At 39.0% G+C, this 22,687-nt stretch carries 20 protein-coding genes; 18 read left to right on the forward strand and 2 right to left on the reverse strand.

The window, feature by feature from the left end:
• Positions 1 to 4: 4 nt before the first annotated feature.
• From yedF (LKF16_RS11535) to yedF (LKF16_RS11565), 7 genes are all read left to right on the forward strand, one after another.
• A complete protein-coding gene (gene yedF, locus LKF16_RS11535; RefSeq protein ID WP_291471323.1) occupies positions 5 to 601 on the forward strand; it encodes a sulfurtransferase-like selenium metabolism protein YedF in 597 nt (198 codons plus the stop codon).
• 11 nt (positions 602 to 612) lie between these two features.
• The gene (locus LKF16_RS11540) at positions 613 to 879 is read left to right on the forward strand and encodes a DUF3343 domain-containing protein (protein WP_291471322.1); all 267 of its coding nucleotides are present in this window, start codon (positions 613 to 615) and stop codon (positions 877 to 879) included.
• A gap of 9 nt (positions 880 to 888) precedes the next feature.
• Positions 889 to 2,790 (forward strand): selenocysteine-specific translation elongation factor, encoded by a 1,902-nt coding sequence (gene selB / locus LKF16_RS11545; protein WP_291471320.1) that lies wholly within the window; start codon positions 889 to 891, stop codon positions 2,788 to 2,790.
• A 5-nt stretch (positions 2,791 to 2,795) separates the two neighbouring features.
• Positions 2,796 to 3,956, forward strand: coding sequence for an aminotransferase class V-fold PLP-dependent enzyme (locus LKF16_RS11550; protein WP_291471318.1), 1,161 nt, complete (start codon positions 2,796 to 2,798; stop codon positions 3,954 to 3,956).
• Positions 3,956 to 5,347 carry an L-seryl-tRNA(Sec) selenium transferase gene (selA, locus tag LKF16_RS11555; protein WP_291471316.1) on the forward strand — a complete coding sequence of 464 codons (1,392 nt, stop codon included), beginning with the start codon at positions 3,956 to 3,958 and terminating at the stop codon, positions 5,345 to 5,347. The genes LKF16_RS11550 and selA overlap by 1 nt, the downstream gene beginning before the upstream one ends.
• Positions 5,348 to 5,655: 308 nt before the next feature.
• Complete coding sequence (yedE, locus tag LKF16_RS11560; RefSeq protein WP_291471315.1) at positions 5,656 to 6,876, forward strand: selenium metabolism membrane protein YedE/FdhT; 1,221 nt, start codon at positions 5,656 to 5,658, stop codon at positions 6,874 to 6,876.
• Between the two features lie 14 nt (positions 6,877 to 6,890).
• Positions 6,891 to 7,145 carry a sulfurtransferase-like selenium metabolism protein YedF gene (gene yedF, locus LKF16_RS11565; RefSeq protein WP_291471313.1) on the forward strand — a complete coding sequence of 85 codons (255 nt, stop codon included), beginning with the start codon at positions 6,891 to 6,893 and terminating at the stop codon, positions 7,143 to 7,145.
• 56 nt (positions 7,146 to 7,201) lie between these two features.
• On the opposite strand, the gene cbpA is transcribed toward yedF (LKF16_RS11565), so the two are convergent.
• On the reverse strand, positions 7,202 to 7,864 hold the full coding sequence (gene cbpA / locus LKF16_RS11570) for a cyclic di-AMP binding protein CbpA (protein WP_291471310.1): 663 nt from the start codon (positions 7,862 to 7,864) through the stop codon (positions 7,202 to 7,204).
• Positions 7,865 to 8,475: 611 nt separating this feature from the next.
• Positions 8,476 to 9,459 (reverse strand): L-lactate dehydrogenase, encoded by a 984-nt coding sequence (locus LKF16_RS11575; protein WP_291471308.1) that lies wholly within the window; start codon positions 9,457 to 9,459, stop codon positions 8,476 to 8,478.
• A gap of 147 nt (positions 9,460 to 9,606) precedes the next feature.
• Between LKF16_RS11575 and pth the strand changes: the two genes are divergently transcribed.
• The 11 genes from pth (at position 9,607) to dusB (ending at position 22,675) form a co-directional block, all read left to right on the forward strand.
• Positions 9,607 to 10,164, forward strand: a complete 558-nt coding sequence (gene pth, locus LKF16_RS11580) for an aminoacyl-tRNA hydrolase (protein ID WP_291471306.1) — start codon at positions 9,607 to 9,609, stop codon at positions 10,162 to 10,164.
• Between the two features lie 24 nt (positions 10,165 to 10,188).
• Positions 10,189 to 13,716 carry a transcription-repair coupling factor gene (gene mfd, locus LKF16_RS11585; RefSeq protein WP_291471304.1) on the forward strand — a complete coding sequence of 1,176 codons (3,528 nt, stop codon included), beginning with the start codon at positions 10,189 to 10,191 and terminating at the stop codon, positions 13,714 to 13,716.
• Positions 13,716 to 15,281 carry a putative polysaccharide biosynthesis protein gene (locus tag LKF16_RS11590; protein WP_291471302.1) on the forward strand — a complete coding sequence of 522 codons (1,566 nt, stop codon included), beginning with the start codon at positions 13,716 to 13,718 and terminating at the stop codon, positions 15,279 to 15,281. The genes mfd and LKF16_RS11590 overlap by 1 nt, the downstream gene beginning before the upstream one ends.
• A gap of 2 nt (positions 15,282 to 15,283) precedes the next feature.
• Positions 15,284 to 15,526 carry an RNA-binding S4 domain-containing protein gene (locus LKF16_RS11595; RefSeq protein WP_291471301.1) on the forward strand — a complete coding sequence of 81 codons (243 nt, stop codon included), beginning with the start codon at positions 15,284 to 15,286 and terminating at the stop codon, positions 15,524 to 15,526.
• A 100-nt stretch (positions 15,527 to 15,626) separates the two neighbouring features.
• The gene (locus LKF16_RS11600; protein WP_291471300.1) at positions 15,627 to 16,022 is read left to right on the forward strand and encodes an FtsB family cell division protein; all 396 of its coding nucleotides are present in this window, start codon (positions 15,627 to 15,629) and stop codon (positions 16,020 to 16,022) included.
• A 22-nt stretch (positions 16,023 to 16,044) separates the two neighbouring features.
• A complete protein-coding gene (locus LKF16_RS11605; RefSeq protein WP_291471299.1) occupies positions 16,045 to 16,452 on the forward strand; it encodes a S1 domain-containing RNA-binding protein in 408 nt (135 codons plus the stop codon).
• 52 nt (positions 16,453 to 16,504) lie between these two features.
• The gene (tilS, locus tag LKF16_RS11610; protein WP_291471298.1) at positions 16,505 to 17,833 is read left to right on the forward strand and encodes a tRNA lysidine(34) synthetase TilS; all 1,329 of its coding nucleotides are present in this window, start codon (positions 16,505 to 16,507) and stop codon (positions 17,831 to 17,833) included.
• A complete protein-coding gene (gene hpt, locus LKF16_RS11615) occupies positions 17,833 to 18,378 on the forward strand; it encodes a hypoxanthine phosphoribosyltransferase (RefSeq protein ID WP_291471297.1) in 546 nt (181 codons plus the stop codon). The genes tilS and hpt overlap by 1 nt, the downstream gene beginning before the upstream one ends.
• An 80-nt stretch (positions 18,379 to 18,458) precedes the next feature.
• Positions 18,459 to 20,669, forward strand: coding sequence for an ATP-dependent zinc metalloprotease FtsH (gene ftsH, locus LKF16_RS11620; protein ID WP_291471296.1), 2,211 nt, complete (start codon positions 18,459 to 18,461; stop codon positions 20,667 to 20,669).
• A 47-nt stretch (positions 20,670 to 20,716) separates the two neighbouring features.
• Positions 20,717 to 21,601, forward strand: coding sequence for an Hsp33 family molecular chaperone HslO (gene hslO, locus LKF16_RS11625; RefSeq protein WP_291471295.1), 885 nt, complete (start codon positions 20,717 to 20,719; stop codon positions 21,599 to 21,601).
• A 69-nt stretch (positions 21,602 to 21,670) separates the two neighbouring features.
• Complete coding sequence (gene dusB / locus LKF16_RS11630) at positions 21,671 to 22,675, forward strand: tRNA dihydrouridine synthase DusB (protein ID WP_291471294.1); 1,005 nt, start codon at positions 21,671 to 21,673, stop codon at positions 22,673 to 22,675.
• Positions 22,676 to 22,687 lie beyond the last annotated feature (12 nt).

Here is a 22,687-nt window from a genome sequence, read left to right on the forward strand (position 1 = left end):
CATTTTGAAGACAGTAAATGCATTAGACAAGGTATGTCCTGCACCAATTATTATGGCTAAAAAGGCTTTAAAAGAAGAGTCAGAAATCGAAATTAAAGTTAATGACGATATGGCTCCAGAAAATTTAAAGAAATTAGCTCAACAAAAGAAATACGACTATAAAGTTGTTGAAAACGGTCCTAGCGAATGGACAGTCACTTTGAAAAAGACTGCCGAATCAGATCAACCAGATTCAGCAAAAGCTGGTTTTAACGAACAAGGCGAGTCCTATATCGTAGTTATCAATACTGATGTCATGGGACATGGCGATGAACAATTAGGTCAAAACTTACTACACGGTTTTGTTTATTCATTAACAGAACAAGATGTCTTGCCTGACAAGATCATTTGCTACAACGGTGGTGTTAAGCTTCTTCAAGAAGGTTCAGATTATTTGACTGACTTGAAAGCTTTACAAGAAGCTGGCGTAAAGATCTATGGTTGTGGTGCATGTATCGATTACTTCAACCTCAAGGATAAGATTGCAGTTGGAGAAGTCACTAACATGTTCAACATTGTTGAAATGATGCGCAAGCAAAACAGAATCGTTAGACCAGACTAGAGGTAATTGAAATGGCACAAATTTTTGGATTAATGACATTTAACACCACTCACGAGGCAATTGAGATCAAGGAATTGTTGCGACAATATCCTGAATACACTACAAGTATTATTTCAACCCCTGGTAGTATTTCAGCCGGTTGCGGGATGAGCGTTAGATTCAACTATGAAAAAAAGGCTGACATTTTGAAATTACTGTCTGATAAGGGATTAGACTATCAAAAGATTTACAAGGGGACTCGCGTTGGTGTTAAAAGCACTTATGCGATTGATCAATAGGAGGATATCATGGAAACAGTAGGTCAAGATCAAATTATTATTGCGACGGCCGGACATGTGGATCATGGTAAAACTACTTTAATCAAAGCTCTCACTGGAATCGATACTGATACCATGGAAGCTGAAAAAAAGCGTGGCTTAACGATTAACTTAGGCTTCGCTTTTTTCGATTTACCGAATCATGAACAAGTGGGAATCGTTGATGTTCCAGGACATGAGCGATTCTTAAAAAATATGATTGCCGGTTTAAGTGGGATTGATTTAGTTTTACTAGTGGTCGACGCTGCTGAAGGAATTATGCCACAAACTAAGGAACACGTTGAGATCATGTCGTTATTAGGCATCGATAATTACATTGTCGTGCTCAGTAAGATCGACACAGTCGACGACGATATCCGCGAATTAGTTACAGAAGACGTGAAAGATTTTTTGAAAAAACACGATATCGAAGCACCAATCGTACCAGTTGACGCTATTAGTGGCACCGGTATGAAGAATTTGATCGAAATCATGGATAAAAAAGTTGATTCGATCAAGAAACCGAAATATAACGGTATTCCTCGAATCAACGTTGATCGTTCATTTTCTATTAAGGGATTTGGAACGATCATTACCGGAACGTTGCTAGAAGGCGAACTGACTAAAGGGATGACGCTTGAAGCCTTTCCTAGCGGCAAGACAACTAAGATCAGAAATATCCAAGTACATGACGAAGATGTTGACAAGGCAATGCCAGGAACTAGAACTGCCGTCAATCTAGCCAACTTGAAGACTGAAGAGATCAGACGTGGGGATGTACTGACCTTGCCAGGAAATATTCAACCAACTTCGATGCTCGATGTTGACTTTAGGATCTTGCCAGATAAAAATGCACATCTAGTTGATTTGTGGAGCCGTGTCCGGGTTTATCTAGGTGCTGAAGAGATCATCGCTAGAGTCGTTCCTTTGGGAGAAGAAACGATTGATGCAACTAAAGATAATTACTTGCAATTAAGATTGGAAAAACCAGTCGCTGTCAAAAAAGGCGATCGCTATATCATTCGCTCATATTCACCAATGGTCTTGATCGGTGGCGGAACTGTACTGGATCCTAATCCTAAAAAGCATCGTCGCTACAACGATGACGTTTTGGAACAGCTTTCCGTTAAAGCCTCTGGAAATCAAGAACAAATTGCACTCGACTTTTTAATGAATCAGTCAGAACTAGGGGCTACGATCGACGGATTGGCAGACTATTTGAATATTTCAGTTGATGATGCCAAGGCGATCGTCCAAACCTTGACCGATGAAAACGAGGTCACTAAGTACGGTAAGTTAGTCGTAAGCAATGATCGACTAGCTAATTTCAAGAAAGATATTTTGGAAACTCTTGGTGTTTACCACAAGAGCCATCGTCTAGAAAACGGAATGAATAAAGAAGAATTAATAGCAAAATTCCGTACAGTTGTCGATGGTAAAACAATGGAACGCATCCTCGAAAAGATGGTTTCCGAAAAATTGATCCGGATCAAAGGCTTTATTGTTGCGGATGCTAATTTCCACGTTAAGTTAAATAAGTATCAACAAGCAGCCTATGATGAGATCATCGCAACCTTGAAAAAAGACCCATTGATGCCACCAAGCGATGACGATATTGTCGGTAACGATAAGAACAAGCAAGAAGTTTTCAAGTCGCTTGAAGGTCACGTAACAGTGCGGTTAGGCGAAAAAAATGTCATGCTCAAATCGGCTTTTGACGACGTTACTCAACAGGTAGTCAATTACTTGAAGAAGAATCAAACAATGACGATTGCTGAGTTTAGAGACTTAACTGGAGCCAGTCGTAAGTACGGCATGTTGATCCTGGAATACATGGATAAACAGGGAGTAACTCGTCGTAAAGAAAATATGCGGGTATTAGCTAAGGGGTGAAATAAATGATTTATTTTGACAATTCTGCAACCACGGCCATTAAGCCAAAGTCTGTTGGTGAGACTGTCTATAAGACTCTCAGCACGGGTACGTACGGTAATCCTGGACGTGATTCGTCTGATTTTAGTGTCAATGCCAGCGACATGGTCAATCACGCTAGAAACCAAATTAAACAGCTTTTTAACGTGCCATCAACGGACTTGGTCACGTTTACTAACAATGCTACAGAAAGTTTGAACACTGTTTTGAAAGGTTTGTTGCATGCTGGAGACCACGTGATTTCGACTAACTACGAGCATAATTCAGTGATCCGTCCCTTGAATCAATTGCATGAGAATAATCAGGTGGAAGTCAGCTTTTTGCCATTTGATCCCAAAACAGGTCGCTTGATGATCGAGCAGTTAGATCAATTGCTACAGGATAATACCAAAATGATTGTTTGTACTCACGCCTCAAATGTGACCGGCTATGTTTTACCAGTCAAAGAGATCAGCGAGTTTTGTCAAAAACATGACTTGCTGTTCGTAGTTGATGCTGCTCAAACGGCTGGTTTTGAAGATATTGATATTCAAAAAATGCAGATTGATGCACTTTGTTTTACTGGTCATAAATCTTTGTATGGCCCACAAGGCACAGGTGGTATTTGTCTGCGCAAGCCGCTGGAAATTGAACCTTTAAAGAGTGGGGGTACAGGAATTGAATCATTTAATCCACTCATGCCGGCACATTATCCAACGCATTTAGAAGCGGGAACACTCAACGTACCAGGTATTGCGGGATTAGCTGCAGGTGTTGATTATGTCTTAGAACATGGTACTGACAAAATCCGTGCTCAGGTCAATCACCTGACGGATATGATCCAGGATGGATTGGAAAAGTATCCTCAGATCAAGGTTTATACCCCTAGAAATTACGAGACGACTGGTGTAGTGTCATTCAATTTAGAAGGTGTAAATTCAGCTGACGTTGGGCAATGGCTCTGGGATGAATATCAAATCGCCACACGCTCTGGAGCTCACTGTGCACCAAAGGTTCACCAAACCTTTAAAACCGTAGAACAAGGCATCGTACGATTATCGCTATCAAGTTTTAATACCGAAGCAGAAGTTAAAACATTGCTGAGTGCAATTGATAAGATGATCGAAGAAAGTCAGGAGGAAGTCTAATGGATCAACGTTCAATGTTACGTAAATTACCTTCAATGAATGATTTGCTAAATTCAGATATTGCCAAAAATTGGGAACAGCAAGTTGATCAATCAGTAGTCAAAGAGATGATCGAGCAAGTTATTCAAGATACTCGTAAAGCTATTCTAGCTGGTGATATCGATGAATTGGCTGACAACTTTTTTGAATCTAAGGTTGATAAAATGTTAGCTGATCGTCGAGTCAGTGCATTGCAACCTGTTGTCAATGCGACAGGTGTAGTCTTGCATACCAATCTCGGACGTGCCAAATTAGCTAAGGAAGCTGAAGATGCCATCGACAGCGTTGCAAGTCACGCAACTAATTTGGAATACGATATCACCATCGGTCAACGTGGCGATCGCTATAAGTACGTTGGAAAATTAGTTTCCGAATTGACTGGAGCAGACGACGCAATCGTGGTCAACAACAATGCTGCTGCCGTGATGCTGGTATTGAGTTCGTTGTTCAATCAAAAGGAATTGATTATTTCACGTGGTCAATTAGTTGAAATCGGTGGTTCATTTAGAATTCCTGATATTATTACTTCGACTGGTGGAATCTTGAAAGAAGTAGGAACTACCAATAAGACGCACTTGAAAGACTATGAAAATGCTATTAGTGAAGAAACTGGTGGAATCTTACGAGTACATACTAGTAACTATAAATTGATCGGTTTCTCAGAAACGCCAACATCCAAAGAGTTAGCTACCGTAGCGCATAAGTATCACCTGCCACTGGTTAACGATTTAGGTAGTGGTTTAATGATTGACCTTGAAAAATATGGACTAGGTCATGAACCAACGATCCAGGAAGAACTTGAAGACTGTGACCTAGTAATGTTTTCTGGCGACAAGCTTTTAGGTGGCCCACAAGCCGGTATTATCGCTGGTAAACAAGAATATATCGATAAGTTGAAGCACAATCAGCTATTGCGTGCATTGCGTGTTGATAAGATGACCTTGTCCGCCCTGATTGCCACATTGAAGCTATATCGTGACCCTGAATCAGCCATCACCAAAGTTCCAGTATTGCGTGAATTGACAATGAAGGAAGAACAAGTTTTGCAAAAGGCCAAGACCCTGCAAGACTTGATTGAAAAAAATACTGACTTCCATGCCACAATTGAGAAAGGTACTTCCATGGTTGGTGGGGGATCGTTCCCTGATGTCCAATTGCCAACGTATTTGATTGATTTGGAATCAGACTCGTCAGAGACTAAATTGAATCGCTATCTGGAATACGCAACGACACCAATTATTACCCGTGTCAGCCATGGTAAAGTTTATTTAGATCTTAGATCCATCGACGAATCAGACTTCGACAAAATCATTGTTAGTTTGAATGAAGTCCAAAATAAAATCTCGAAATAATTCACAAGCTTTTGAAATTCAGCGATGATATTTTCAAAAGCTTTTTTTGTTGTCTGATTTAATTTTTTTGAAAAGTGTCTTTAAATCCATAACACACGTCTATCATATTTAAACAGAAATGAGCTTTAACTGTATGTTTATCAAGTGATTGGTGAATTCACTGTATTGGATTTTTATTAATAAAATTCGAATCACTTAATAATTAGGGTATGTCCTAAATAATGAAAAATTATTTGTAAACGGTTTATTGAACACTGAAATCTGCTATAATTGATTAGTGAAAAAAATTACAAATTGGGGAGAGTTTTATGGAACGGATGAGAAAAGCCTGGAACCCGTTGATCGTGGTTCCTATTTTGGGTGTTCTGTCAGCTTACTTTTTTGGAATAACTAGTAAGCAATGGGCAGTCACAGGGGAGTTTACTAGATGGGGTGGTCATTTAATGAACTTCGTGGGGATCGATACTTCGAAGTTTACCTACTTTAAAATGATCAAATTTCAAGGAACACCACTTGATCGTGTTGATGGAGTTATGATCATCGGGATGTTCATCGGTGCCTTTGTCGCCGCTTTAATTTCAAATAACGTTAAATTCCGCCTACCAACTTCTAAAACCAGAGTTTTCCAAGCATTAGGTGGCGGTATCATGGCTGGATTTGGTGCTAGATTGGCTATGGGATGCAATTTAGCAGCATTCTTTACAGGAATCCCACAGTTTTCATTGCACGCATGGTTCTTTACGATTTTTACAATTATCGGAACTTATGTTGGTACTAGAATTATCAAGGAACCAGTATTTCAATCAAAAATCAAATTGAAAAAGGTCCACAAGAACACGCTTTATAACATTCATGAAAAAGATAATTCAACTAGAAATAATTGGTTGTTGATCATTAGCACTTTATTAATCTTGTTCTTATTCGTTGTGGAATATAACAAGCAATCATTGTTCCCACTAGTATTGGTATTTGGTTTAGCTTTTGGCTTCTTATTGGAAAAAGGCCAAGTTTGCTTTACTTCAGCTTTCCGTGATCTTTGGACAGCAGGTCGTTCAAACATGACCGTTGCAATCATTCTCGGAATGATCATCAGTACAATTGGTACTTTTGCATTTATTCAAAATGGCACACCTGCGGTTATTCACTGGGCAGGCTGGAATACCGTTATCGGAGGATTCATCTTTGGTGTTGGTATTGTTATCGCTGGTGGTTGTGAAACTGGCTGGATGTACCGTGCTGTTGAAGGACAAGTACATTACATGCTAGTTGGTGTTGGTAACATTTTAGGTTCAATTTTATTAGTTTTAGTTTGGGACAAAGTTGCGCCGGTGCTAGCCTACAATGGCCCAGAAGTTAACTTATTGAAGACTTTCGGACCATATGGTGGCTTGATCATTACTTATGTAGGATTATTGGTCATGCTTGGACTCGTGTACGTTTATGTAAAATGGTACTTCAGAAAAGTTAATAAAAAACAATCTGTTGAGCAGGGAAACCTCAGTAATGAACAACCTGCACAACAGGTTTAATAGGAGGCACTACCATGAAAGAAACAAATAACGCAAAGACAGATTACACAATTGATTACTTTTTAAACTTGGAAGGCGAACCTTGTCCATTCCCAGCAATGTCAACGATCGATGCTTACGATGACATGAAAGATGGCGAAGTTATTGAAATCATCAGTGATTGTCCACAATCGATCAACAACATTCCGGTTGATGCAAAAAATCGGAATCATGAAGTATTGTTGGTTGAACAAAATGGACCAACTTTCAGATATGTAATCAGAAAATAGACAAAAATAAGGTAGAAACCAATCGGTTTCTACCTTATTTATTTGCGATTATATTTTTACAAGGTTGATTTATCTAAAATCTTACCTGACTTGAGGTCGTCGATTTCTGAAACTACAAAGCCTTTGCGTTCTAGTTTAGTGATGATCAATTTAAGTGTATCGATCGATACGCCAGAAGGAAGGGTGAACAAAGTTCTACGAACAACTTCATTAGACTTCGCATCCAAAGTAACACAGGCAGCGATTGAAACATACTTAGAAATGATCTTAGACATTTTAACTAAGTCGCCACGGTCTCCAGATGAACTGACAGTTAGGACGTAGCTACTGATCTCTAAGTTCCAAGCATCTGACAGCATGCTGAGCAATCTAGCATGGGTCAAAATACCGTAGAACAAGTTTGATTCATCTAAGACTGCAATGTAAGGCAAGTCTTTAATGTTGAAGAAGACTTTGAAAAATGGTGAGTCAACGCTGATCGTTTTAGTAGCGTTTTTCATCAAGGTTGTGACTGGTAAGTTCATGTCGCCGCCACGTGATTTGTGACGATAGATGTGCATCTTATAAATATTTCCCCTAAATATTTGTCCGCTTTCATCTAAGATCGGAACGCATCGAAAACCTGAGTCTTCAAGTACTTTTAATGCTTCTTCAAGAGTGACCGTTTCTTTAACTGTGGTCAATTTTTCTTTCTTTAGTACTAGTGTTTTAACTAACATAATATCATTCTCCATCCGCACTCAATGTACTTATAATACAGTAATTTGGTCCAAAACTAAAGTGGGGTAGGGTGGCTACGATTCAAAACGGATTATTGTCTGGAACGTAGTGGTCTAAATTGATTATGTTCGTGGTCATGGATAGTGGGGATGAATATTTGTAGTTCATTGAAATGCAGACGAAGTAGGACTGCTTTGTACGATTTGTGTCTGATTTATGATCTAACCATAGTTCTTTTTCAATAGGAATCGCCGTCGGCTCCGCTTTGCTCCACGCTCCGCCGTTTACTCAGACTAAGCGCCTTGCGCTAAATCTGAGTAGATGACCACCTTTTTCTTTTAATAGGAATCGCCGATGGCTCCACTGCGTTGTGCGCATCGCCGTTTACTCAGACTACGCACCTTGTCGCTAAGTCTGAGATATATATGACTGCAATTTCAGTGCACCTATCTGATTTATGTTCTGACCATAGTTTCTTTTAATAGGAATCGCCGATGGCTCCACTGCGTTGCGCGCATTGCCGTTTACTCAGACTAAGCGCTTTGCGCTAAGTCTGAGTAGAAAAAAAGAACCCACATAGTGGGTTCTTTAGATTAATGCTATAAAAGGATTATTGACGACCTTTGATTCCTGTTGCTTCGAATCCGTCTTTAAGGATCTTAGCTAATTCGTCAGCTGATTTGTGCATTTGTTTTGATTCTTCATCTGTCAATGGTACTTCGATGATTTGGTTCAAACCTTTACGGTTAACAATAGCTGGTGAACCGATATAAATATCTGAAACGCCATATTGACCTGTCATCATGTTTGATAATGGAAGAACAGTGTTTTCATCTGAAAGCAATGCTTTTGAGATTCTTGCAAGTGCAGTACCGATACCGTAGAATGTAGCACCCTTAGTATTGATAATGTCGTAAGCTGCGTTAACAACTTTCTTGTAGATTCCGTCAAGTGTTTCTTGAGTGATTTCTGGATGTTGTTCCATCCATTCGTTCATTGTTACGCCACCGATTGTAAGATGTGACCATGCAGCAAATTCTGAATCACCGTGTTCACCTAAGATGTAACCATGAACTGAACGAGGGTCAACGCCAACAGCTTCACCGACAAATTTTTGTAGTCTAGCTGTATCTAGTGATGTACCTGATCCAATTACACGTTCCTTAGGGAAGCCTGATAGTTTCCATGTAGCATATGTAAGGATATCAACTGGGTTAGCAGCAACTAAGAAGATACCATTGAAGCCTGAGTCAACGATTGGGTCAACGATTGTCTTCAAGATGTTCAAGTTTTTGTTAACCAAGTCAAGTCTTGTTTCACCTGGTTTTTGTGGTGCACCTGCAGTGATAACTACTAAGTCAGCGTCTTTAGCGTCTGAGTATTCACCTGCATGGATGTTCTTAGGATATGAGAATGGAAGTGCATCAGCAAGATCCATTGCGTCACCCTTGATCTTATCCTTAGCAATATCGCAGATAACTAGTTCTTGAGCGATACCTTGAAGTGTCATTGCGTATGCGTATGTTGAACCTACAGCACCGTCACCGACTAAAAGTACTTTTTGATGATTCTTTTCATTTGTTGGAGTCGTCATTATAAAATATCATCCCTTCAAAAAAAATATTATGTTCCAGAGCTAATTATACAAATAATCATCAATAATGTACAATAACGATACGAAAATAGTGAAAAATTTTCTTATCTTAAATGATATAATTGGACTTCGAAATGGGGAATTAACGTGAAATGCATCATCGGATTAGGCAATCCTGGTAAAAAATACGATAAGACTAAGCATAATATGGGCTTTATGACTATTGATAAATTAATGGATAGTTATAATCAAACTCAAATGAAAAAAGATTTTGAAGCAGAATACTGCAAATTCAAAGTTGGTTCCGAGACCGTTTTTTTAGTCAAACCACTAACGTTTATGAATGATTCAGGCCGTGCTGTCAGAATGATCAAAGGCTATTTCCAAATTCAAGATGACGAGATCATGGTGATTCAAGATGATCTTGATATGCCAATTGGAAAAATTAGACTCCGATCCAAGGGTTCTGCAGGTGGTCATAACGGAATTAAGAGTATAATCTCAGCTGTAGGCACGAAGGACTTTAAACGAATTAAAATTGGTATTCAACACCCACAACGACAGACAGTTGTTAACTGGGTCTTGACGCCATTTTCAAAAGATGACGCTCCAGCCGCTTTTAACGGTATCGACAACGCTGCTGCGGCAGTGGAAGACTGGATCGATGGAGCAAGTTTTGATCAATTAATGAATAAGTATAATTAGGTACCTTCTGGAAGGGGGCCAAATGTGGATTTTTTAAAGTACATTTCCAATAAGCTCAATCTCGGGGAATTTATAGAGAACGTTAAGCCTGACACTAAGAATATGTTGACAGGCCTAACTGGATCGACGATTTCCCTTTTTGCGTTGGATCTATTAGAGAAAAAGAATCAGAAGATCATGATTGTGGAAAATACCAATTTCCACGCTAATCGTTTATATGACGATCTCAATCTTCTTAACTCGGAACAAGTACATCTTTTTCCAGTTGAAGAAGCTATCTCAACTGAAATTGCTACTAGTTCACCAGATGAATTAGCTCAAAGACTAGATGCTTTGAGTTTCTTAGTCGACGACAAGCCCGGTATTTTGGTGACATCGACATCTGGGATCGAATACGCTTTGTCAGCTAAAGAGCTGTTTGAAGCTTCTCAGCTAAAAATTAAACAAAATGAAGATTACGACTTAAATAGTTTGAATGCATCATTTGTCCAAATGGGTTACAGCAAAGAAAAGTTAGTTGCTAAACCTGGAGACTTTGCGATTCGTGGTGATATTGTCGATATTTATCCACTAAATGTCGATGACCCGATCCGAATCGAATTTTTTGGCGATCAAGTTGATAAAATCAAATCGTTTGATACTGAGACTCAACGTAGTATCAATGAGTTATCAGAGATAAATATCTTGCCAGCCAAAGACCGTATCGTCACGCAAGAGCAAGCTGATGCCGGACTTAAAAAGCTGCAAAAGAGTTATGACAAACAATTAGATACTGATGATAAAGATGTTAAAAATAATCTTGAGGTGACCTTCGGACAAACCGTTGATGCTTTAGCAGAAGGGATGCGTCCAGATAATCTCGGTTCGATCGTTGATTTTATGATCGAGAAACCAGTGAGCTTGATCGATTACTTAACTGACGATGATATCGTGATTTTTAATGAATATAACCGTCTGGTTGAACAGTCGAACGATAATCAAGCTGACAATCAAGATTGGCTAGCTAGTCAGTTGGAATACGGCAAAGCCTTGCCTGAACAAAAGATTCGTCAGAATTTCTCAGACATCGTCAAAAATGACGAACATGCGGAGATTTATTTATCGACTTTCCAACAAGGAATGGGTCGAATGACCTTGAACCAATTGCACAATGTACCAGTACGTTCGATGCAACAATTTTTCAGTCAGATGCCTTTATTAAAATCTGAAGTAGAAAGATGGCAGAAACAAAAATATACTGTCATGATCTTGATCAGCAACGAAAAGAGAATCCAAGCTATCAGCAATACCTTAGTTGATTTTGGAATCAAAGCTTCATTAACTACTGCTGACAAGATCTTGCCGGAACGTACGCAGATCATGAACGCTACTTTGGGATTAGGTTTTGAAATGTCTGAAGAAAAAGTGGCTGTGATCACTGAAAAAGAATTATTCAACAAGCAGCCTAAACGTCGTCGCCATCAAACGTTGGCTAACGCTGAACGTTTAAAGAGCTATTCAGAATTAAAGCCAGGCGACTATGTTGTCCACGTCAATCATGGTATTGGTAAGTTTATTGGCATGAAGACGATGGAAGTTGACGGTAAGCACCAAGACTACATCACAATCGAGTATCGTGACGACGGCCGTTTGTTCATTCCAGTATCTCAACTGGATATGGTACAAAAGTACGTTTCGTCAGAAGGTAAGTCGCCGAAGATCAATAAACTTGGCGGTAAAGAGTGGGCTAAGACTAAGAGCAAGGTCCAATCTAGTATTGAAGATATTGCTGACGACTTGATCGACTTATATGCTAAGCGTGAATCCGAAAAGGGCTACCCATTTCCAAAGGACGACCAAATGCAGCATGACTTCGACAATGCCTTCCCATACCCAGAGACACCAGATCAATTGCGTTCGGTCGATGAAATCAAACGCGATATGGAAAAAGCTCACCCAATGGACCGACTGTTAGTTGGTGACGTTGGCTTTGGTAAAACTGAAGTTGCATTAAGAGCGGCCTTTAAGGCAGTCGAAGGTGGCAAGCAAGTTGCATTTTTAGCACCGACGACACTTTTAGCTCAGCAGCATTACGAAACTATGAAGGAACGTTTTGAAGGTTTCCCAGTAAATATTGCCGTCTTGTCACGTTTCCAGACTCGTAAGCAAAGTAAAGAAATAATTGAAAAATTAGAGACCGGCGAGGTAGATATCGTTGTCGGTACCCATCGACTTTTGTCTAAGGATGTTAAGTTCAAAGACGTTGGGTTACTGATCATTGATGAGGAACAACGATTCGGCGTTAAGCATAAGGAAAAGATCAAGGAATTAAAGGCAAATGTTGATGTCTTGACATTAACCGCAACGCCAATTCCGAGAACCTTGAATATGTCGATGCTCGGAGTTCGTGATTTGTCATTGATCGAAACGGCGCCTAGCAATCGTTATCCAGTTCAAACTTACGTCATGGAACAAAATTTTGACGTGGTAGCTAGTGCCATCAAGCGTGAAATGGAACGTGGCGGGCAAGTGTTCTACTTGCACAACCGTGTTGAGGATATGGAACAGACTGCTAACCAGATTCAAGCCTTAGTTCCAGAAGCTAGAATTGCGACTGCTCATGGTCGAATGAATGAAACGCAAATGGAAGGCGTGATTGCCGATTATTTGAATGGCGAATATGATGTCCTCGTCACAACGACTATCATTGAAACTGGTGTGGATATGCCAAACACCAATACCTTGATCGTTGAAAATGCCGACCGGTACGGATTATCACAGCTTTATCAAATTCGTGGTCGAGTCGGACGTTCCAGCCGTGTGGCGTATGCTTACTTAATGTATCGTCCTAATAAGGTCTTGACTGAAGTTGGTGAAAAACGACTAGAAGCCATCAAGAACTTTACTGAGTTAGGTTCTGGTTTTAAGATTGCCATGCGTGATTTATCTATTCGTGGAGCTGGTAATTTACTAGGAAAACAGCAGCATGGATTTATTGATTCAGTCGGATTTGATTTATATACGCAAATGCTGAATGATGCTGTGGCTAGAAAACGTGGTCACACTCGTGCTGAAAAAACTAATTCAGAGCTTAATTTGGAAATCGATGCTTATCTTCCTGCAGATTACATTACTGACGAGCGTCAAAAAGTCGAACTTTACAAACGTATTCGTCAGATCGATTCAGTTGAGAACTATCAAGAGGTTCGTTCTGAGTTGATCGACCGTTTTGGGAAGTATCCAATCGAAGTCGCTAACTTATTAGACGTCAGTTTATTAAAGGCTAACTTTGACGAAGCGCTAGTCCAAAAAGTCATGATGAAAAATGGTATGATAGCAATTACTTTTTCAAAGAAAGCTACAGATTATTTAACAGGAGATTTGGTTTTCAAATTTTTAGAGAACACCACTATGAAGGCAACTGTCAAAAACAATAACGACTCATTTGTGATTACGTTAGATTCAGGCAGCGTTGCTAAAGATCAGTGGTTTAGCCAACTACAAATTTTTGCTGAAAAGATGGCTATTAAGTTTAATGAACTCAAGAAAAAGAAAGCTAAAGATAAGAAGTAATGAAGAGAGAAACCGTTTCTAGAGCAGTTCGTGGCACTTGGGTCTTAACGATTGCTTCATTGTTCTCTGAATTCTTAAGTGCTGTTTATCGGATTCCCTTACAAAATATCGTTGGAGATCGAGGATATTTTATTTATCAGCAAGTCTATCCAATCTATGGGATTTTTTCCGTTTTAGCATTGACTGGGCTGCCAGTAGTGTTGTCTAAAACATTTGCGCAACAAGAAAATGATGCTGCCAAGAATAGATTATTAAAATTAACGTTTGTAATTTTATTGGCGATATCTATCGGAGCGACCGCAGTTTTGTGGGGTGCGTCAAGATATATTGCGTCATTCATGGGTGATCCAAGCTTATATTTAGAGATCAGGACAGTCAGTCTTGCGTTTTTACTAGTTCCATTTGAGGCTAGTTTGAGAGGACTCTTTCAAAGTGATCTGATCATGGAACCAAGTGCTATCTCGCAAGTTTTGGAGCAATTTATTCGAATTGTCTTGATAATTGTGGCAGCGGTGATGTTTAGCAAAAGCACTATCAACTTGTATCAGATGGGTGCCTTAGCAAATAGCGGATCGTTTTTTGGAGGAATTGTTGCGGTTGTAGTTTTACTGTTTACCTTTTTTAAAAAGGAACGAAATTTCTTCCAGAAGACTAATTCTGTCAATGTAAAACTGGAAAAAGGACTTGGATTAGAGATCATCCTGATAATATTTTTTACCGGGATAACGATTTTTTACCAGTTCATTGATTCGTTTAGCATGCTGCGATTATTGATGCGCAGCGGGATGCCATTAAATCAAGCGGAGATCATGAAAGGTGTATTTGATCGGGCTCAGCCGTTGATCCAGCTGGGAATCGTGATTTCCTTGTCGTTTATTTCGACTATCATGCCGCAACTAAGGCAGGGTCAACAATCTGAGAAAAATAAATCATTGATCAATTCAATGGTCAGGGTTTGCATTGTTTTAGCAATTGCTGAAACAGCCGGGTTGATTGCTCTGATGCCGGATGTCAACACGATGCTCTTTACAGATTCCACTGGCTCAGTCGCATTGGCAATTTATATGTGTTCGATTTTCTTTGTTTCAACAATTAATTTGTTGATTGCAGTTACTAGTGGGGATGCTAGCAAAAATTTTGCCAAGCTATTGATTTTTATTTTTTCATTAATAATCAAAATCGGCTTGAACATAATCTTGATACCAAGATTTCATATTTCAGGAGCTGCCTTAGCGACAGTCGGAAGTGAAATTGTTATCTTAATAGGATTGATCCTGATTTATCGACGAGATTTAGAATTTTTAAGTCTCAGTTGGGATTTTATGGTCAAAAGTCTAAGTTCAGGTTTGATCATGGCACTTTCAGTCAGAGCATTAGAACAATTTACATTGCATTTTATTGAATTGACTCGTGGTACTTCAGTTTTGATCAATTTGATCTTGATACCAGTAGGGATCTTAATATTCGTATTCCTGATTGCGCATTTGAAAATATTGAAAAAATCCGAATGGGAGATCTTGCCGCTCGGTGCAAAAATAACTAAGTTTATAAAAGTAGAGGAATAACTATGAGATTAGATAAATTTTTAAAAGTCAGTCGGATTATCAAGCGTCGGACAGTCGCTAAAGAATTTACCGACAACGGCCGTGCTTTAGTCAATGATCGAGTTGCAAAATCTTCAACTAATGTTGAGGTGGGAGACACGATCGAGCTTCACTTTGGTGAAAGAACTATGAAAGTTCGCGTTCTAAATACCAAAGAAACTACCAAGAAAAATGAATCAGCTGATTTGTACGAAGAAATAAACTAGCTAATTTCTTAACCAAAGTTTAAAAAATATAAAATTTTAACAAATTCCCTTGCAAAGTTGGTATACTCAATGTATTGATTTTTTACGGGGGAAATATGGCATGGAGTTACGAAATATAGCACATTCAAACGTCTCGGTCCTTAGTCCCAAGCAGGATTCAGTGTCCAAGTCGAATCAAAGACAAGCTGACTATGTTGCTAAGGTGCATCAGAGAAGATTGATTTTTATCGGTGCATTGTTTGCTGTCGTGATCTTATTTTTTGGGTCACAGATATTATTTTCACAAAGATCTTATTCTCAAATAAATCAACAAGTTGAAGTCAATCAATCTAAGTTGGCAAAACAAAAGTCAACTGAAAAGGATTTGAAAATTCAACTCAATCAGTTACAAGATACCAATTATTTAGAAAAATACGTTCGGGATAAATATATGTACACTAAGCCAGGCGAACAAGTCTATAATCTACCTGTTAACGACACGGCGGTACAAAAATAGGGAAAGGGAATTTTTTATTTAGATGACAGTTGAAGTAGGATCCAAAACAGAAGGTAAAGTTACCGGCATTACTAATTTTGGAGCATTTGTTGATCTCGGCGATAACCAGAGCGGAATGGTTCATATCAGTGAGATTGCTGATAGTTACGTCAAGGATATACATGACGTTTTAAAAGTCGGGGACACGGTCAAGGTGCTAGTATTAAATGATAAGGACGGCAAGATAGCTCTTTCAATTAAACAAGCATCTGACAAGCCTAAACCTCGTCATCATGAAAGAAAGCCACGTCAACAGCATCAACCACAACATCACGTTGAAAGTTTTGACGATATGATGTCTGGATTTATGAAACAAAGTGAAGAAAGATTAAGTACAATTCGTAAGAATACAGAAGGTAAACGTGGAGGCCGTGGAGGTCGTCGCGGATAATTATAAATAGGGGTTGGGACATTTGTTCCAACCTTTTTAATTAGGAGCAATAATGACACATGAAGTAAACATGGTCAGTTCAGTCAAAAAGTTTTTAAAAGCCAATCAGGCAAAACGAGTCCTGATTGCGGTATCTGGTGGGATCGATTCGATGGTTTTAACGGATATCCTTCTGAGAATTTGGAACAAAGCTGATCTGGCAGTTGTCAACGTCGATCATGATTTACGACCCGAAAGTAGGTCAGAAGTTGAATTTGTCCAACAATACTGTCAAAAGCAGAGCATAGCTTTTTATACCGCAAAATGGAATCACGATTCTGATGGGTTAGGGATGGAAGCAGCTGCTAGAGAATTCAGATATAATTTTTTTCAAAGAATCATGCAGGAGCAGAATTTTGATACCTTATTGACGGCACATCATGCCAATGATTTGTCAGAAAATGTTTTGATGAAACTGATTCGTTCGGGAAACGTTTATGAAGTAACCAGTCTCAAAAAAAGACGTGATTTTTCAGTGGGACAACTTCTACGTCCTTTACTTGAATATTCCAAATCTGAGTTAAGAGAATACAGTGATGAGCGTCAATTAAAACATATTCAAGATGAGACCAATTTTGAAAATATTACAATGCGTAATCGCTTGAGAAATGATATTTTTCCCCAATTACAAAAAGAAAATGGACAATTGCTGAAACATTTTAATTTATTTGAGAGTCAATTAAATGCTTTGATCAAATTAGCCGACACGCAGTTTTCGCAGATTGAAGATGCAATGCAATTACAATATCAACCTGATCAGCTTTCTGGAGAATTAATTCCATTAAGTCAACTTGACGATAGCCAACAAACTTTGTTTTGGGGAAGAATGTTCACTAACAAATTTCCAAAACTTTCAATTAGCAATCGACAGATTCAACAAATTATCACGATTGTAACGGGGCAAAAGCCCAATACAGAGGTTAATTTGGAAAACGGCTGGAATTTTGAACGGGCTTATACGAAGTTCTACTTGAAGAAGATTCAGCAATACTCAGGCTTTGATTTGCCGGTCGAGATTGGCAAAGAATATCGGGTCAATGGCCGAATTTTTAAATTAGAGCCTGCCACAGCGGATACAGCAACAATTGCTTTTTCGCATAGGCCCAAACAAATCGTTTTGCGAACGAGAAAAAATGGCGACAAGTTGTTGATCAATAATTCAAAGCATCAAAAACTCAGCAAAAGATTTATTAATGAAAAGATACCCGAAGATAAAAGAAGAAATTTGCCGATATTAATATTCGATAATGAGATTGTTTGGGTTGAAAAAATATATAATATAGGGGACTATTTAAAAAAGAACACTGTTTTCTATAAAATCACTTTCAAAGAGGTAAAGTAATGAATTCCGACATACAAAGAGTTTTGGTATCTGAAAAAGAAATTGCTGATGCAAATCAAAGATTGGGCAAACAGCTTTCAGAAGATTATGCTGGTAAGAATCCACTATTCGTATGTATCCTACGTGGTGCAGCCATGTTTATGATGGATTTGATCAAAAACATCGACATTCCGCTAGAATATGACTTCATGGATGTTTCAAGTTACGGTGGCGAAAATACTGTATCGACTGGAGACGTTAAAATCATTAAAGATCTCGATACTTCTTTACGTGACCGCGATGTTGTTATTGTTGAAGATATTATCGACACTGGATATACTTTGGATCGACTGATCGAATTGTTTAACACTCGTCATGCTAAGTCGATTAGAATCGTATCTTTTTTAGATAAACCATCTCGTCGTATCAAACATGTTCATGTTGATTATAATGGTGTTAAGATTCCAGATGAGTTCGTTGTTGGCTATGGTATGGATTACAACGAGAGATATCGTAATCTTCCATATGTTGGAGTCTTAAAACCAGAAATTTATTCTTCAAAATAGCAAATTAGAAGTACAATTATTATTGTGTTAATATCCACTAATGTTACAATATGTAACGTCTAAGTCTTAGGAGGAAACATATGAAAAATAATCGAAATAGGCTAATTAATAATAGCCTGTTTTATATCTTGCTATTTGTGGTATTGGTACTTGCAGCAAGTTGGTTTGCGGGCGGTCAGTCAACTGATCAATCAAAGACACTTAGCCAAGACCAATTCATTACGCAATTAAAACAAGGCAAGGTGAAGAGTTTCAAAATTGAGCCAATCGGAGGAGCTTACCAAGTAACTGGTAATTACAAGAAAGCTCAAACTTCAAATACTACCCGTGTTTCGTTGTTGGGTCGTAATAGTTCTTCGAGTTCAAAAGTAACTCAATTTACTTCTACCGTGTTACCTAACAATGATACTTTGAAACAAATTAATAATGCCGCTATGGCTAAAGACGTTAAGACTACAGCAGCTGCTAAGTCTCAATCTAGTCAGTGGGTATATTTGATTATTTCCTTTGTTGTACCACTAGTACTTATCTTCTTCGTATTCTTTGCCCTAATGGGCCGAGGTGGACAAGGCGGTGGCGGTGCCAACCGAGTAATGAGCTTTGGGAAATCTAAGGTTAAACCCGAGGATCCTAAGAAGAACAAAGTTCGTTTCTCAGATGTTGCTGGTGCTGAAGAAGAGAAACAAGAACTTGTTGAAGTTGTTGATTTCTTAAAAGATCCACGTAAGTATGTTTCACTTGGTGCTAGAATACCATCTGGTGTGCTTCTAGAAGGACCTCCTGGTACTGGTAAAACTTTACTAGCTAAAGCTGTTGCTGGTGAAGCTAAGGTTCCATTCTATTCAATCTCTGGTTCTGATTTCGTTGAAATGTTCGTTGGTGTTGGTGCATCTCGTGTTCGTGATTTATTCGAAAACGCCAAAAAAGATGCTCCTTCAATCATCTTCATTGATGAAATTGATGCCGTTGGTCGTCAACGTGGCGCTGGTACTGGTGGCGGTAACGACGAACGTGAACAAACTCTTAACCAATTATTGATTGAGATGGATGGTTTTACAGGTAACGAAGGTGTTATCGTTATGGCTGCTACTAACCGTTCCGATGTTCTTGATCCTGCGTTACTTCGTCCAGGTCGTTTTGACCGTAAGATCTTGGTTGGACGTCCTGATGTTAAAGGCCGTGAAGCAATTCTTAAAGTTCATTCTAAGAACAAGACCTTTACAGACGATGTTGATTTGAAGGTTATTGCTCAACAAACTCCTGGTTTCGTTGGTGCTGACCTTGAAAACTTGCTTAACGAAGCTGCCTTAGTTGCAGCAAGACGTCATAAGACTAAGATCGATTCTTCAGATATCGATGAAGCTGAAGATCGTGTTATTGCTGGTCCTGCTAAGAAGAACCGTGTTATTTCTGATAAGGAACGTCACATGGTTGCCTACCACGAAGCTGGACACGCATTGATCGGTTTGGTACTTAATGACTCACGTGTTGTTAGAAAAGTTACTATCGTACCTCGTGGACGTGCCGGCGGTTATGCTATCATGCTTCCTAAGGACGATCAAAACTTAGTTACGAAGAAAGAATTAACTGAACAAATTACTGGTTTGCTAGGTGGTCGTACAGCCGAAGAAATTATCTTTGGACAACAATCATCCGGAGCCTCAAATGACTTTGAGCAAGCTACTAATATTGCCAGAACAATGGTTACTGAATACGGTATGACTGATCGACTTGGTACTGTTCAACTTGAAAAAGATGGACAACCTGTTGGTTCAGGTGGTTACCGTGCAGAACCTACATATTCACAAGATACTGCTAAAGCAATTGATCAAGAAGTTAAACGTATTATTGATGAAGCTCATGAACAAGCTCGAGAAATTATCGAAAGCCACCGTGATCAACATAAATTGATTGCTGAAGCACTCTTGAAATATGAAACACTTGATGAAAAAGAAATTCTTAGCTTATTCAATACTGGTAAGATGCCAGCTAACGATAAGAACGAACAATTCCCAAGTGAAAGTGCTGCAACATTTGAACAAGCTAAACGTGCTGCTGAAGCAAAAGATGCTGCTAAACAAAAGTCTGAAGATCAAGCAAATGATCATGATGATTCTAATAACTCAGATGACTCAGGTTCAGATAACGGTTCAGGAACTTCCGATGTTGAAAAGCCAGATGATGTTTCAAATGATTCAGATAATCAAAAGTCAGATGATTCAGATGACGATCCAAACAAAATTGAATTTCCATCTGAAAAAGATGACAACAACGATAATAATAAAGATTAAACGAAAGCGACTCGATGAGAGTCGCTTTTCTTATGGAGGTTAATGCAATGGCAGATAAATTATTAAAGGCTGTTTCTAACAATGGTAAATTTCGTGTTTATGTGATTGATGCAACCGACACTATTGCGGAAGCTCAAAAGCGTCACGATACATGGACTAATTCAACTGCTGCCTTAGGTAGAACAATGATTGGTTCGATCTTAGTAGCAACATCAACCTTAAAAGATGATGAAGATTTAACAACTAGAATCGTAGGCGATGGTCCAGCTGGTGCGATCGTCGTTGATGCTAATGCACAAGGAGAAACTAAAGGATACATTCAAAATCCTCATGTAAGTTTACCGTTAAATGACAAGCACCATATCGATGTTCGCGGTGCAGTTGGTACAAAAGGTACTTTAAGCATTACTAAAGACCAACATTTAAAAGAGCCATTTACTGGTCAGACACCATTGGTGTCAGGTGAAATTGGCGATGATTTCGCTTATTACATGGCTCAGTCAGAACAAATACCATCTGCAGTTGGTGTTTCAGTTTTTGTTCACCCTAATGAAACCGTCGGGAAAGCTGGTGGATTTTTGATTCAAACGTTGCCTGGAGCAAACGATGATGATATCACGACAATCGAAAATAACCTGAAGGTCGTTCCTAACATTTCTGAACTGATGAATGAGGGACTCACATCAGAAGAAATCATGGATAAGTTGATGCATGGTATCGAGATGAAGATTCTTGATTCGCTAGATATCCAGTTTAAGTGCGATTGTTCCAAAGAACGTTTTTCAAAATCTTTGGCTACACTAAGAGACTCAGAAATCCAAGCAATGATTGATGAAAATCACGGTGCAGAGGCAGTTTGCAAGTTCTGTAATAACAAGTACGAATTTTCTGAAGCAGATTTAAAGAAAATTCTCGTTGAAAAAAATCAATGATATTTGCCAACCAAAGATAATTTTTGATATCATGACAAGTTGTAATTGAAAAAATTAGAGGTACAAATGATGGAATGGAAAATAGGTAATGTCACAATTCCTAATCAGATCGTTGTCGCACCTATGGCAGGGATCACGAACAAATCATTTCGACTTACCGCACGTGAATTCGGTGCAGGTATGGTGGTTTGCGAAATGGTCAGTGATAAAGGAATTCAATTCCGTAATAAAAAGACGCTTGGCATGTTATCAGTTGATCCACATGAGCATCCAGTAAGCATTCAACTTTTTGGCGGGGACCAAGAGAACTTGGTTCAAGCTGCTCAATACGTTGCTGAAAATACTAATGCGGATATTATCGATATCAACATGGGATGTCCAGTCAAAAAGGTCACTAAAGAAGATGCAGGTTCCAGATGGTTACTAGACCCTGATAAGATTTATCAAGTTGTCAAAGCAATCACATCAGCTATAGATAAACCATTAACAGTTAAAATGAGAACTGGTTGGGACAGCGACCATATCTATGCCGTTGAAAATGCTTTAGCTGCTCAAGAGGGTGGTGCATCCGCAATCGCCATGCACGGTCGGACAAAAGCCCAATTTTATCAAGGCAAAGCAGACTGGGATATTTTGCATGAAGTTGCACAAAAGTTGACTATTCCTTTTATGGGAAATGGCGACATCAAGACTCCTCAGGATGCTAAATACATGATCGAGGAAGTTGGGGCAGATGCCGCAATGGTCGGTCGTGCTGTACTTGGTAACTTGTGGAAACTAAATGCTATGGAGCATTACCTTGAAACAGGTGAGTTACTTCCAGAGCCAGAACCACGAGAAAAAATAAATACTGCTAAAATTCAGCTCGAACGTCTGGTAGACTTAAAGGGTGAGAAAGTCGGCGTTCCAGAATTCCGTCAACAAGCAGCTTATTATCTCAAAGGTATCCCACATGCTGTACGTACGCGTGCACAAGTGATGGAAGTAGATACTATGCAAGAAGTATTTGATATTCTGGATCGTTTCGTCGAAGACTACGAAAAACGCGAAGCTAGATCAAGTAGAGTTTCGTAGGAAAAGGGGAAG

This window comes from Companilactobacillus sp. (assembly GCF_022484265.1).
Lineage (GTDB): Bacteria > Bacillota > Bacilli > Lactobacillales > Lactobacillaceae > Companilactobacillus.

Excerpts from the sequence above, each read along its gene's own strand:
- LKF16_RS11540 (WP_291471322.1), top strand. The coding sequence starts at position 613 with ATGGCACAAATTTTTGGATTAATGACATTTAACACCACTCACGAGGCA.
- selB (WP_291471320.1), top strand. The coding sequence starts at position 889 with ATGGAAACAGTAGGTCAAGATCAAATTATTATTGCGACGGCCGGACAT.
- LKF16_RS11550 (WP_291471318.1), top strand. The coding sequence starts at position 2,796 with ATGATTTATTTTGACAATTCTGCAACCACGGCCATTAAGCCAAAGTCT.
- selA (WP_291471316.1), top strand. The coding sequence starts at position 3,956 with ATGGATCAACGTTCAATGTTACGTAAATTACCTTCAATGAATGATTTG.
- yedE (WP_291471315.1), top strand. The coding sequence starts at position 5,656 with ATGGAACGGATGAGAAAAGCCTGGAACCCGTTGATCGTGGTTCCTATT.
- yedF (WP_291471313.1), top strand. The coding sequence starts at position 6,891 with ATGAAAGAAACAAATAACGCAAAGACAGATTACACAATTGATTACTTT.
- cbpA (WP_291471310.1), bottom strand. The coding sequence starts at position 7,864 with ATGTTAGTTAAAACACTAGTACTAAAGAAAGAAAAATTGACCACAGTT.
- LKF16_RS11575 (WP_291471308.1), bottom strand. The coding sequence starts at position 9,459 with ATGACGACTCCAACAAATGAAAAGAATCATCAAAAAGTACTTTTAGTC.
- LKF16_RS11590 (WP_291471302.1), top strand. The coding sequence starts at position 13,716 with ATGAAGAGAGAAACCGTTTCTAGAGCAGTTCGTGGCACTTGGGTCTTA.
- LKF16_RS11595 (WP_291471301.1), top strand. The coding sequence starts at position 15,284 with ATGAGATTAGATAAATTTTTAAAAGTCAGTCGGATTATCAAGCGTCGG.
- LKF16_RS11600 (WP_291471300.1), top strand. The coding sequence starts at position 15,627 with ATGGAGTTACGAAATATAGCACATTCAAACGTCTCGGTCCTTAGTCCC.
- LKF16_RS11605 (WP_291471299.1), top strand. The coding sequence starts at position 16,045 with ATGACAGTTGAAGTAGGATCCAAAACAGAAGGTAAAGTTACCGGCATT.
- tilS (WP_291471298.1), top strand. The coding sequence starts at position 16,505 with ATGACACATGAAGTAAACATGGTCAGTTCAGTCAAAAAGTTTTTAAAA.
- hpt (WP_291471297.1), top strand. The coding sequence starts at position 17,833 with ATGAATTCCGACATACAAAGAGTTTTGGTATCTGAAAAAGAAATTGCT.
- ftsH (WP_291471296.1), top strand. The coding sequence starts at position 18,459 with ATGAAAAATAATCGAAATAGGCTAATTAATAATAGCCTGTTTTATATC.
- hslO (WP_291471295.1), top strand. The coding sequence starts at position 20,717 with ATGGCAGATAAATTATTAAAGGCTGTTTCTAACAATGGTAAATTTCGT.
- dusB (WP_291471294.1), top strand. The coding sequence starts at position 21,671 with ATGGAATGGAAAATAGGTAATGTCACAATTCCTAATCAGATCGTTGTC.